The following is a 13310-nucleotide window of genomic DNA, read 5'->3' on the forward strand; positions in this document are numbered from 1 at the left end:
AGCCCGCCCTCCCCCAAGTGGGTACGATAACCGTTGGCCATCTCCAGAATGAACTCGTGAGCATGAGCAATAAGTGCCGCAGCCTGAACTTGTTCGAAACTGGCGTTGACGTTGCCATAACGAATGTTGTCCTCGACGCTGCCAAAAAACAGCGCGGGGGTTTGCGAAACCAACGCAAAACAGCGACGCAAATCGTGCGGATCAAGCTGCGTAGCAGGCACCCCTTCGACAAGAATGCGCCCGTGTCCAGGATCGTAAAAACGCAGCAGCAGATCGAAAATCGTCGATTTGCCCGCACCGGAGGGGCCGACCAGCGCCAGGGTTTCTCCAGGCTCCACGGAAAGGGTCAGGTTATCGACCGCATTACGTTCAGGACGCGAGGGATAGGCAAAACTGACGTTTTCCAGCGCCAGCCGCCCGCTGATACGCTGCGGCAGATTCAGCAGCCCAGTGGCCGGCGCACTGATCTCGCTGCGGGCCTGGAGCAGTTCGCCGATCCTCTCGGCAGCACCGGCTGCACGCTGCAGCTCACCGATCACTTCGCTTAATGTGCCGAACGCCATTCCCACCACCAGTGCATAAAACACAAACGCTGCCAGTTCACCGCTGGAGATTCCATGCCGCCCACCCACAACATCACGGCCACCGCACCCAGCACCAGAACGATCACCAGTGTAATCAGCCAGGAGCGTTGCAGAATCCGCTTGCGGGCGGTTTCGAACGCCTGCTCGACCGTCTGGGAAAAACGCTGTCGGTCCTGTTGCTGATGGTTGTACGCCTGAACCGTCTTTATCTGCCCAAGCGCTTCAGCCACGTAGCTGCCTACATTGGCGACCCGGTCTTGGCTCTCCCGCGAGAGATTGCGCACCCGCCGCCCGAACATGAGGATCGGCGCAATGATCAATGGCAAGGCCACCATCACAATGCTGGTGAGTTTGGGGTTGGTGATGAACAACAACACGATCCCGCCAATGACCATCAACGCGTTACGCAGAAACATCGACAGCGATGAGCCGATCACCGATTGCAGCAAAGTCGTATCGGCGGTCAATCGCGACTGAATTTCCGAACTGCGATTGTTTTCATAAAAGCCGGGATGTAGCTCGATCAAGTGGTCGAACACTTTCTTGCGGAGGTCTGCAACGACGCGCTCACCAATCCATGACACCAGATAGAAACGGGTAAAGGTTCCGATCGCCAAGCCGACCGTGAGCAGCATGAAAAACCCTATCGAACGTTCGAGCAATTGCGCTGAACGGGTCATGAACCCCTGATCGATCATCAACTTGATGCCCTGCCCGATCGACAGGGTGATGCCAGCGGTCACGATCAGCGCCAGCAAAGCGCCCAGCACTTGCCAGCGATAAGGGGCAATAAAACTCGCGGCCAGGCAAATTGCCTGGCGTTGACGTCGGGAAATCAGTGAAATCATGGAGAGTGAACCTGCCTGTCTGCCCGAAATGTCTGAACTGCGAAGCCTACACCTGTCCGACACACAGCGCTGCGCGCCATTCAGAGTGAACTTGCGGCGGGATGCCAAGGTCTGGTTATGACTGCTTTACAGAGCAGGCTACAAGTGATTGATCTAAAGGCCTGCTGGCAGATTCAGAACAAATCTGTTGCACTGGTATCGCGTTTGAAAGGCTGACAGTACCTGTCACGGACCGGTCATCAAGCGCGGTTAACTTAACGCCGTTACCTGATGAAAGGAGAAAACCATGAGCCTGCAAGAGCACAGCAAAGAAGTCCCGGTCGTTCGAGCCACGCCCGACCTGCCTGTTGGCGGTGCCGTTCTTGACCAGCACGGGCGAGAAGTCGTGATCACTGAAGAAATGGTTCAGGCTGCTTGCCAGGAATGCGACAAGAACTGGGTAACTCCGGAAAAATAAGACCTGATCCTGCCGAATGCATTGAAACCCGACGGTAAAGTCGGGTTTTTTATGTCCGTAAAAACCCGGAATACGCTTCGGCCAATCAGACCAGCACTGCCCCCAGCGCTCGCACTATCTGCGCAAGGGCCGCGGACTCGCCTTCCAGCCTGACCTGCAAACCCTCGATCTCTCGGCGGGGCGGGTAGTGTTTGCGCAGCGCATCAAATGCCAGGCGCTGACTGGGAATATTGCCGGTCAGGCTGCGACGGAAGTCTGCATCGTCGCGGCGCGGATCATAAACACCACGACACAACATGTTCAGTGCCCACAGCGGCTCGGTTGCGGCGGCAAGGCTGACCTGCGCCAGCCAGGGTGCCGGCAGTAGATCGTCAAGACTGATCAGCGGCGGCTGCTCAAGAAACGTGCACAGCGCGTGGTAAATCTGCGCTGTACCGCGCTGTCGGCCATCAAGGCTGTAACCGGCGATGTGCGGCGTTCCAAGTACACACAGGTCGGCCAGCGCAACGTTGACCTGCGGCTCGCCCTCCCATACATCCAGCACGGCCTGCAAGTCTTCCCGCTCGAGCAGGACATCATGTAATGCGGCGTTATCTACCACCGCGCCCCGGCTGGCATTGATCAGCCACGTGCCCTGCCTTAACTGGCGCAGACGCGTGTCGTCGAGCAGGTGCCAGGTTGCTAGCTCCCCGGTCTTGCTCAAGGGCGTGTGCAGGCTGATGACATCACAGCGTTGCAGGACTTCATCAAGGCTGACGAAATCGCCTCCTTCGGCGGCCTGACGCGGGGGATCGCAGACCAGGACATTCCAGCCCAGCGCTTTCAGGACGGCGATCAGACGCCCACCCACCTGCCCTGCTCCCACCACGCCATAGGTACGCTGCCTGAGGTCGACGCCTTCTATTTCCGCCAGGGTCAACAGGCTGCCCAGTACGTAATCCACCACGCCACGCGCATTGCAACCCGGTGCGCTGGCCCACTGGATTCCGGCTTCCGCGAAATACTCCAGGTCCAGGTGATCGGTGCCAATCGTGCAGGTACCGACAAAACGCACCGGACTGCCTTCAAGCATTTCGCGGGTCACCGGTGTCACGGAGCGCACCAGCAGGATATCGGCCTCGGCGACTGCTGCGCGGTCGATAGCGCGGCCGGGCAAGCGCTGGATTTCACCGAACCCGGCAAAAAAGGCGTCAAGCAGCGGGATATTTTCGTCGGCAACAATGCGCATGGAAGACTCTCTGGGTCTGGCGAACATGGACCTGTCCATCGTATGGACAGGCGCGTCGTGAACAGGCGCGGGTTGCAGCGATAGGGCAATCAGTCGGCTTTTTTGCGAATCCAGTACAGAAACGTTCCTTCCCCGGTCTGCTCCGCAACCAGCTCATGACCCAGGAATACACAGAATTTAGGGATGTCGCGACGTGTGGACGGATCGGTCGCGATGACCTTGAGCAAACCGCCCGCAGGCAGGTCGCGGACCTTTTGGTGCAACATCATCACCGGTTCCGGGCAGTTCAGCCCGGTGGCATCCAGAACGGAGTCAACGGCGAGACTTTCGATGGGTTCAGACATGGGGCTCTCCAGCAACGGGTCACTATTGTCGCTCAATTCACCAGGCACGATAAGCGTCAGCTTGCCTCACTTGCGCGCCGACTTGGGCACATCCAGCCTTCTCAGGTGGCAGGTGACTTCTTCACGGTCGTGATAGAGCTGTTTGCAGCCGATCGATACCCTGACGCCGCGCGCCTGAAAGCCCTCTTCGATACGGTCGAGCAGGCGGCGCACTTCAGCGTAACGCTGTTTCATCGGCAGCTTGAGGTTGACCACGGCTTCGCGACACAGGCCTTCACCCAGCCAGGTTTCCAGCAGGGCGGCATTGCGCGCAGGTTTTTCGACAATGTCGCAGACCATCCAGTCCACCGGCTGGCGAGGCTTGTAGGTAAAACCGTCGGCCATCAGGTGTTGCACCAGCCCGGTGTCCATCAGGCTTTCGGCCATCGGGCCGTTGTCGATGGCCGTCACCAGCATCCCGCGACGCACCAGTTGATAGGTCCAGCCACCGGGAGCAGCTCCCAGGTCCACGCCGGTCATGTCACCGGACAGACGCTCGTCCCACTGATCCCGAGGGATGAAATGGTGCCACGCCTCTTCGAGCTTGAGGGTCGAGCGGCTTGGTGCCTCGCGGGGAAACTTCAAGCGCGGAATGCCCATCGGCCACATCGCCGAATTGTCAGCTTCGGCCAGGCCGAGAAATACCTCGCGGCCACTCTTGAAGGTCAGCAAAAGGCGCGGCCTGCGTGGGTCTTCGACCAGCTTGCCAGCCTGGGTCAGGGCTTTGCGCAACGGCGCTTCGAACTTCTTGCAGAAATTCGACAGCTCCTTGCCGTCATTGGTGTCCACCACCTCCAGCCACATGCTGCCGCAGACCGGAAACGCTGCCAGCTGAGCAAGGATGACGCTGATCCGGTCAGATTCCGGCAAATCCAGAAACACACCGCGCGCCCATTGCCGAGGGAAGATCAGCTTGTCGAAACGCTGGCCATTCATCAACCGTTCGGCGCCGTCCGCTTCGGTGCATATGAACTCGGCGCATGCTGTATCGGGGCGCGCCTTGGCATACCCGGCGACGTCCAGACGCGCCGCGTGTTCGGCTATCTCCGAACAGACTTCGCCTTCAAAGCCGGGCCTGCAATGCATAAACAGCGTATTCATGGGTCACTCCTGGGCAACGGGCGCTCGGGCGTAACCCCGCAGACTTGAAAGCCGCGCATGATAGCCCAATCAGGAACCACTGGCGCGGCCAGACAGTCCACAGAACCTGAAGCCTGATTCGGCGCTCTTGACCTGATGCACACCGAGCCCTGTGATCCGACCTGCAGATATCATCCCAAAAGGAGACATTAATGCCCTCCCTCGATAGCCTGAAGAGCCTGAAAACGCTCGAAATCGACAACAAGACTTACCACTATTTCAGCCTGCCCGACGCTGCCCGATCACTCGGCAATCTGGACAAGCTGCCCATGTCGCTCAAGGTACTGCTGGAAAACCTGCTGCGCTGGGAAGACAACAAAACCGTCACCGGCAACGACCTAAAGGCCATCGCCGACTGGTTGACCGAGCGCCGCTCGGACCGTGAAATCCAATACCGCCCTGCCCGCGTTCTGATGCAGGACTTTACCGGCGTACCCGCCGTGGTCGATCTGGCCGCCATGCGCGCTGCAATGGCCAAGGCTGGTGGCGATCCGCAGCGGATTAATCCGCTGTCACCGGTCGATCTGGTGATCGACCACTCGGTGATGGTCGACAAGTTCGGCAATTCCTCGGCGTTCGAACAGAACGTCGACATCGAGATGCAGCGCAATGGTGAGCGCTACGCGTTCCTGCGCTGGGGCCAGAGCGCTTTTGACAACTTCAGTGTGGTGCCGCCTGGCACGGGTATTTGCCATCAGGTGAACCTGGAGTACCTGGGCCGCACTGTCTGGACCAAAGAAGAAGACGGCCGTACCTACGCATTCCCCGACACCCTGGTCGGCACCGACTCCCACACCACCATGATCAATGGCCTGGGCGTACTGGGCTGGGGCGTGGGCGGCATCGAAGCCGAAGCGGCAATGCTCGGCCAACCGGTGTCGATGCTGATCCCGGAAGTCATCGGCTTCAAACTGACCGGCAAATTGAAGGAAGGCATTACTGCTACCGACCTGGTCCTGACCGTGACGCAGATGCTGCGCAAGAAAGGCGTGGTCGGCAAGTTTGTCGAATTCTACGGCGACGGGCTGGCTGACCTGCCACTCGCAGACCGCGCAACCATCGCCAACATGGCACCGGAGTACGGTGCAACCTGCGGTTTTTTCCCGGTCGATGAAGTGACGCTCGATTACCTGCGCCTGTCCGGTCGTCCCGACGAGACTGTGAAGCTGGTCGAAGCCTACTGCAAGGCTCAAGGCCTGTGGCGCCAGCAAGGTCAGGAACCTGTGTTCACGGACAGTCTTGAACTGGACATGGGCACAGTTGAGGCCAGCCTCGCCGGACCGAAACGCCCACAGGACCGCGTAGCACTGCCGAATGTCGCCAAGGCCTTCAGCGACTTCCTTGGCCTGCAGGTCAAGCCCGCGAAGACGGAAGAAGGCCGTCTGGAAAGCGAAGGTGGCGGCGGCGTCGCGGTAGGTAACGAGGCGCAGATCAATGCTGGGACGCCCTACGATTACAATGGGCAGACCTATCACCTGAAGGACGGCGCGGTGGTGATTGCAGCGATCACCTCATGCACCAACACCTCCAACCCCAGCGTCATGATGGCGGCCGGGCTGGTCGCGAAAAAAGCGGTCGAAAAAGGCCTGCAACGCAAACCATGGGTGAAAAGCTCACTGGCGCCCGGCTCCAAAGTCGTCACCGACTACTATGAAGCAGCGGGTCTGACGCAATACCTTGACGCCCTGGGCTTCGACCTGGTGGGTTACGGCTGCACCACCTGCATCGGCAACTCCGGGCCATTGCTGGAGCCTATCGAAAAAGCCATCCAGCAATCTGACCTCACCGTCGCCTCGGTGCTGTCCGGCAATCGTAATTTCGAGGGACGTGTCCACCCGCTGGTCAAGACCAACTGGCTGGCATCGCCGCCGCTCGTTGTTGCTTATGCGCTGGCCGGTTCGGTGAGCATCGACATCAGCAGCGAACCGCTCGGTGAAGGCTCGGATGGCAAACCGGTGTATTTGCGTGACATCTGGCCGACTCAACAGGAAATCGCCGATGCGGTCGCCAACGTGAACACCGGGATGTTTCACAAGGAATACGCGGAAGTCTTCGCCGGTGACGAACAATGGCAAGCCATCGAAGCTCCGCAGGCTGCCACGTATGTATGGCAGGAAGACTCGACCTACATCCAGCATCCGCCGTTCTTCGAAGACATCGGTGGACCATTGCCGGTCATCGAAGACGTGCAAGACGCGCGTATCCTGGCCTTGCTGGGCGACTCGGTGACCACCGACCACATCTCCCCTGCCGGCAACATCAAGGCAGACAGCCCTGCGGGACGCTATCTGCAGGAAAAAGGCGTCCAGTATCAGGACTTCAACTCTTACGGTTCACGCCGTGGCAACCATGAAGTGATGATGCGCGGGACATTTGCCAATATTCGCATTCGCAACGAAATGCTTGGCGGCGAGGAAGGCGGCAACACCGTGCATGTGCCGTCCGGTGAAAAACTGGCGATCTACGATGCCGCCATGCGCTACCAGGCTGAAGGCACCCCACTGGTGATAATCGCCGGTCTGGAATACGGCACCGGCTCAAGCCGCGACTGGGCCGCCAAAGGCACCAACCTGCTGGGCGTCAAGGCCGTCATTGCCGAAAGTTTCGAACGCATCCACCGCTCGAACCTGGTGGGCATGGGCGTACTGCCATTGCAGTTCAAGAACGGGCAGACCCGCAAGACGTTGGGCCTGACCGGCAAGGAAACATTGAAAATTACCGGGCTGACCAATGCGGAAGTTCAGCCAGGCATGAGCCTGACCTTGCACATTGAACGCGAAGACGGCAGCAAGGAGACCGTCGACGTACTGTGCCGCATCGACACGCTCAATGAGGTGGAGTACTTCAAGTCAGGAGGTATCCTGCATTATGTATTGCGCCAGTTGATCGCTTCCTGAGGGTATAGCGCAGAGCCCGGCGAGCAGAAAAGGTCGCGGTGTCAGGCACACCGCGACCTGCTTTTGCCGCACTGACTCATCGGTCATTTGGCGTGCAATACTCAATTTATCGGCCATGCGGCCGATAACACGCCATCGTCTTCAGGATCGAAGGATCGAACTCCCATGCGCAACAACCAGCCCGTAACTCAACGCGAGCGCACATTCCCTGCCGAACAGCGACTGATCTCCACCACCGATACCCAAGGCACCATTACTTACTGCAATGATGCCTTTATCGATATAAGCGGCTATAGCGAGGCGGAGCTGCTGGGTGCCGCCCACAACACAGTGCGTCACCCGGATGTGCCGCCTGCTGTGTTCGAACATATGTGGACCACGCTCAAGACCGGTCAGCCGTGGATGGGCATCGTCAAGAACCGCTGCAAGAACGGCGACCACTATTGGGTCAACGCTTATGTGACACCGGTACTGGAAAACCGCAAGGTCGTGGGTTTTGAGTCGGTGCGTGTCAAGCCGACGGCCGAACAGGTCCGTCGTGCCGAGGCGCTTTACGCCCGTATCAACAAGGGCAAGAGTGCCGTCCCGGGTCGTGATAAATGGCTGCCGATCCTTCAGGACTGGCTGCCGTTCATTCTGGTCAGTCAACTGAGTTTTCTGATCGGCACGTGGCTCAACTCCCCCTGGGGTTTTGCCCTGGCAGCAGCATTGTCAGTGCCCCTGGGCCTGCTGGGGCTGTCCTGGCAGCAGCGTGGCATCAAACGCCTGTTGCGTCTGGCCGAACAGGCCACCTCTGACCCACTGATTGCGCAGATGTATACCGACAGCCGTGGCCCGCAAGCGCGCCTTGAAATGTCGACCCTCAGCCAGGAAGCGCGTCTGAAAACCTGCCTGACGCGCTTGCAGGACACTGCCGAACACCTGAACAGTCAGGCTCGCCAGTCCAATTCACTGGCCAACGCCAGCTCGATCGGGCTGGAACGTCAGCGGGTAGAGACCGAGCAGGTTGCGGCTGCCATCAACCAGATGGCTGCCACCACGCAAGAAGTTGCCGGCCATGTGAATCGTACTGCCGACGCCACGCAGCAGGCCAATGAACTGACCCGCCGTGGCCGCGACATCGCAGGTGAGACCCGCGAAGCCATTCAGCGCCTCTCCACCTCAGTGGGCGAAACCGGCCTGACCGTCACACGACTGGCCAAGGACAGCGATGAAATCGGTGGCGTGGTCGATGTGATCAAAGGTATCGCTGATCAAACCAATCTGCTGGCACTCAACGCGGCCATCGAAGCGGCACGTGCCGGCGAGATGGGTCGCGGCTTTGCGGTGGTGGCAGACGAAGTACGTCAATTGGCACAACGCACCGCAGAATCCACCGGGCAGATTCACGGCCTGATCGCCAAGCTGCAGCAGACCGCCAATGACGCTGTGCAGACCATGGATGCTGGGCGACGTCAGGCCGAGGAAGGCGTGGCCAGGGTGCTGGAAGCGGATCAAGCGCTGGTAGGCATCAGCGAAGCCGTCGCCAATATCACCGACATGACGACCCAGATCGCCACTGCCACCGAAGAACAGAGCGCTGTGGCCGAAGAGATCAACCGCAATATCGCGACCATCGCCAGCCTGGCAGACACGACAGCCGATGAGGCGCGCCGCTCGGCCGTATTGAGCGGGGAGCTGACTGCGACTGCCAACTCACAATATTCGCTGGTGGAACGATTCAATCGCTGAGATTTGATTAGCCTCGCAAAGCCCCGCCAGTTCGGTCTGTCGGGGCTTTTTTATTGAGGTACACAGCCTGCTCTTTAATATATGAAGCCCCACATTGCGCAGAGCATTATTTAGCACCGCCAACAACCGCAAGGGGCCCACACCGGTATCGGCATAAGATGTTTACTCCAATCAGCTGATTTCATGGCAAGACGCGGTAGTTATGTATTACCACTTTTAATTATCAAGTATCACCCGATGCGAACTTCAGATCTGCGCCTTGTGGCGCCTGACTTGTCAGCGGGAGAAATACAACGAGCGTTTGCACAACACCCTGGTTTTTTGCACCTCGAATTTCACTGACCATTCCGGATGGCTGTCTCACGCAAAATACTGTTTAAGCAGGACAGCGATAACCTCAGAACCAGCGACAGGATCATCGATTGTGCAGGCGATCTCTAGCTGCTGACGCGCTGCGCTGCACACCTCCAAGCAGGCTTGAGCTACACGACCTACATTTTTGGCTCAAAACTCCGAAGGCCTCCTGCAGTTATGTGTGAGGGAAAACAATGATAAGTTTGAGTGAATCATCCTGTGAACAAGTAGGATATTAGACAAAATGCAATATTTTTCTACTTGTAAGAATTCTCTGTAGTAACCGTCCTACAGATATAGATAGCAGAAAAAACCTCAGCGGGCTCTCCTTGTACAGCAACACCCTTTATTTACAGCACCGTCGCCGTAATAGTCGATAATTTAACGCCCACATGAAACCAAATGTAACTGCATTACTAACGCCAAACCCTGTTCTTCCTTTGCTCTTCCAACCGACTTGACCTCAGCACTTGAGTGACTTGTAATATTTCTCGCACTGGCGATTGTCGGTGCAAGTACAACAACTCAAATTAATGCCAATTAAAGAGTGTACGATGGATAAGAAGCAATCCACGGATGTCACTGCGCGCGTCCTGCAAGAAAAAATCCCCAAAAACGCGGGTATTGCTCAAGAATCACCACCGCGAGAGGGTGACTATAAAGCGGCGGGGCTTGCCCCTGCTCCATCAGACATTTCAGACACCATGAAGCCACCCGTGCTGCCTGGTATCGATCCTGAAGCCATCAGTGAAGAACAGGCCTATGCAGGTATCACCATCCATATTCCCGGCTCGGTGAAGATGTGCTGGGGAGATGAAATCCGTTTCTATTGGGGGAAAAATCTATCGTCAACAACCCTGTTTCATCGAGTGGGCAAGGACAGCATCGTCCGCGTGCTATGCGTTTCCTACAACTTCACGCCCTACATTCAGTTCGGCCTGGTTGACCTGTACTACGAGCTTTATCGTGACAATCGACTGATCGGCACCTCGCCGGTACTAAGGGTCAATGTAAATTACTCCGCGCCTGCTACGTCCCGACAACGGCAACGCAAGCGTCTTGTCAATCGCAGGTTCTTCGACACATAACTGAAAACCCCCGGTGATCACTCACCGGGGGCTTTGGTGTCATTCAGCCTTCAGACCGAACCATCAGAACGCAATACGCAGCCCCACGTTCGCGCCCCAGGGTTGCTCGATATGCCGACCTTTCATGTAGCCGAGATCCGCATGCAATTGCACACGCTCGGACAATGAAGCCGACACCCCGCCACCCAGCTCGGCGCGTGAGCCGTACAGGCTGTTATCGAACGTCGTGTCATTGACCTTGACTTCGTTACGGCGGGAAAACTCCTGCGCAACGGCGGCACGTACGTAAGGCTGTATCATCCCACCATCCTTGAGCGCCACCGTACGCCCCATCGACGTACCGACCTTGCCCAGTATCGACTGAGTTCGATCGCTCTTCGCCTTCATGCCGTTATCAAGGTGCAGATCCTGACCCTGCACCACCACACCGGAGACCTGCGCAAACGGCTCAAGAAAGTAGTCCTCCGCCAGCTTGATATGGCGACCGACTTCCACCCAGCCACCCACGCCGTTATTGGTGTAGTCGCCCTTGGATTTGCTCGCGTCACTCATGGCAACGTCCGCCTTGTTGCGAAAGCGGTTGAGCTTCAATACGCCGTCTATATAGTAACCATCGTCCGACAGCCAGGTGCCGTAAGCACCCGCATAGAAACTGTCGACTTTCCCGCTCGTACCTCGGCTCATGTCCAGACCAGACGTGCTGTAGCCGCCCAGCACACCCACCAGCAACTGTCCGCTGCCGACGTCTACGGGCGCATCGGCACCCAGCGACAGACCACTTTGCGTCTGTTTGTAATCGACGCCCTCGCTGGTCGTCGCATTGAGTCGATTGCCATAGGCGCGCATCCAGCCACCGGCCTTGCCGCTGGCACGAACCTCGCCCATGCGCGAGCGCAGGGTTGAAAGCTCGTTCATCCAGATGGCAGGTGCCGCGCTGTAAAGAGCAAGAGCGCTCTGGGTCGAGGGACTTATCTCCTTGTCTTTGCCAACGACGAACCAGTCATTGCCCTGCTGTTCCAGCAGGTACGAATAGGCACCGAGGTCGACCCGACCGCCCAGCAGACTGAATTGCGCATCGCCGCCCTCGGTGTGCACCACCTTGAGCGGCTGCATGTCAGCCGATAACACCTCCACCCCGGTATTGCGCACCCGCAATCCAAATTGCCCGCTGGCCTGACCGTTGACGTCTATAAGGTCACCCACCCCATTGTCCAGATCCACCCGCATGCCGAATGTGCCCGATCCGGACAGCTCGTTCAGAGACAGGGTATGGAACCCCTCCTCGCTGAACCCGACGCTGCCACCCTGCATGGAGAGCGACTTGACCGCGTTGTCACCCTGCATCTGCCATTGAGCACCGGAGTTGATCGCAAGCGTGCTGCCATTGATGATGTCACCGGACAATTGCGCGCCGTTCTGCAAGGTGGCGTTCAGGATGCTGGTGTCATCGGCAACGAGGTTGCCGCTGAGCACGCTGTTGTCGACGTTGAAGTTGACGGTACTATGATCAGCCACTTCTAGCAGATTGCCATTGCCGGCCAGTAGCTCGGAATGGTTTTGCACAGTGATATCGGCCTCGATGTCGAGTGCTACGCGCTGGTCGACCCTGATAGCAGCGCCGGCCAGACCTTCGACGATCGACCGATCGATCACAGTAACGGACTTGTTTCCGATAAGGAGCTTGGCTTCAGATCCATCTACAAGGTGGATTCCATTCATGTCGCCTGTTACATAACTGTCTTCCGCTATCAGTACATTCGCACCAGAAGACAAAATACCCTGACCATTTTTGCCTTGCGACGCAAACCCGTACACATCGGTATCGAAGATACTCAACGTTCCCCATATCCCGGCTGCGATACCATAGCCAGATCCCGATATGTCGCTTGAACGAGCCGATGCCGAGGAGCCAGGATTGACGGAGTTTCTCACCCCACCAATAACGATGCCGGAACCTGTCGCGTTTCTTACTGTAGCGTTGGAAAGATTTCCCACGGAATCGTACAGCGTGATACCGCTTTCCACCACGCCAGCCTCAATATTAAGCGTAGAGCGATCTACCTTCGCGCTGTCTACTCGCCCACCGACAATATTGAGAACGCCCTGATCGTCGACAGAGTGAGAACCGAAGGGGGTATCAGGACCGACATTAATGATTTCACCCGGCCTGCCAGTTGCCTTTGTCCCCGCTCTGTCCGGCAGCACCGTTATGACATTGTCGAGGTCAAACACTGAACCATTTTTATCGCCCGATACCTCTGCCGACGCCTGCACGTTAGCCAAAGCCCCGAATGCAATCACGGCAAGCCGAAATGCACCACCCTGCGGATTAATGACATTATTTTTTCTAAAAGACACCGTCCATCTCCTCGGTTATTGAGGACCGAAGGTAGCTCACTTAATTAATCAACTTTGTATCTGCTCACTACCAAAAGCGTAGGAACGCTCCCAAATTGAGATAGGAAAGTTCTTACAGCGTGACTCTATATCAAGGCCGAACCAAACTTTTCAAAAATAAAACTTACACCCCCACTTGACCACTCACGAAAAAGCCTATTACGTCCAATCGTGACTGAGAAAACAAAGATTACTTTGCCAAG

General features: G+C 57.4%; 8 protein-coding genes and 1 pseudogene. 4 read left to right on the forward strand and 5 right to left on the reverse strand.

Going from position 1 to position 13310, the window contains the following annotated elements:
* A pseudogene (locus ALO43_RS31490) lies at window positions 1-1432 on the reverse strand (ABC transporter transmembrane domain-containing protein); the annotation flags it as partial.
* A gap of 286 nt (window positions 1433-1718) precedes the next feature.
* Here ALO43_RS31490 and ALO43_RS30930 point away from each other — a divergent pair.
* Window positions 1719-1889 (forward strand): PA1571 family protein, encoded by a 171-nt coding sequence (locus ALO43_RS30930; protein ID WP_005887456.1) that lies wholly within the window; start codon window positions 1719-1721, stop codon window positions 1887-1889.
* A gap of 85 nt (window positions 1890-1974) precedes the next feature.
* Here ALO43_RS30930 and pdxB read toward each other — a convergent pair whose 3' ends face one another.
* From pdxB to rlmM, 3 genes are all read right to left on the reverse strand, one after another.
* Window positions 1975-3117, reverse strand: a complete 1143-nt coding sequence (pdxB, locus tag ALO43_RS14580; protein ID WP_054997718.1) for a 4-phosphoerythronate dehydrogenase PdxB — start codon at window positions 3115-3117, stop codon at window positions 1975-1977.
* Between the two features lie 89 nt (window positions 3118-3206).
* Entirely contained in the window at window positions 3207-3461 is a 255-nt protein-coding gene (gene tusA, locus ALO43_RS14585; RefSeq protein ID WP_005887451.1) for a sulfurtransferase TusA, read from the reverse strand.
* A gap of 66 nt (window positions 3462-3527) precedes the next feature.
* Entirely contained in the window at window positions 3528-4601 is a 1074-nt protein-coding gene (rlmM, locus tag ALO43_RS14590; protein ID WP_053480633.1) for a 23S rRNA (cytidine(2498)-2'-O)-methyltransferase RlmM, read from the reverse strand.
* Window positions 4602-4792: 191 nt separating this feature from the next.
* On the opposite strand from rlmM, the gene acnA reads away from it, so the two are divergent.
* The 3 genes from acnA to ALO43_RS14605 all read left to right on the forward strand — a co-directional run bounded on the left by acnA (window position 4793) and on the right by ALO43_RS14605 (window position 10710).
* On the forward strand, window positions 4793-7537 hold the full coding sequence (acnA, locus tag ALO43_RS14595; protein WP_054997719.1) for an aconitate hydratase AcnA: 2745 nt from the start codon (window positions 4793-4795) through the stop codon (window positions 7535-7537).
* 165 nt (window positions 7538-7702) lie between these two features.
* A complete protein-coding gene (locus ALO43_RS14600) occupies window positions 7703-9268 on the forward strand; it encodes a methyl-accepting chemotaxis protein (RefSeq protein ID WP_053480635.1) in 1566 nt (521 codons plus the stop codon).
* Between the two features lie 908 nt (window positions 9269-10176).
* Complete coding sequence (locus ALO43_RS14605) at window positions 10177-10710, forward strand: hypothetical protein (RefSeq protein ID WP_053480636.1); 534 nt, start codon at window positions 10177-10179, stop codon at window positions 10708-10710.
* Window positions 10711-10773: 63 nt separating this feature from the next.
* Here ALO43_RS14605 and ALO43_RS14610 read toward each other — a convergent pair whose 3' ends face one another.
* A complete protein-coding gene (locus ALO43_RS14610; RefSeq protein WP_217999774.1) occupies window positions 10774-13068 on the reverse strand; it encodes an autotransporter family protein in 2295 nt (764 codons plus the stop codon).
* Between the last annotated feature and the right edge of the window lie 242 nt (window positions 13069-13310).

The sequence above is a fragment of the Pseudomonas tremae genome (genome assembly GCF_001401155.1).
Taxonomy (GTDB): Bacteria; Pseudomonadota; Gammaproteobacteria; order Pseudomonadales; family Pseudomonadaceae; genus Aquipseudomonas; species Aquipseudomonas tremae.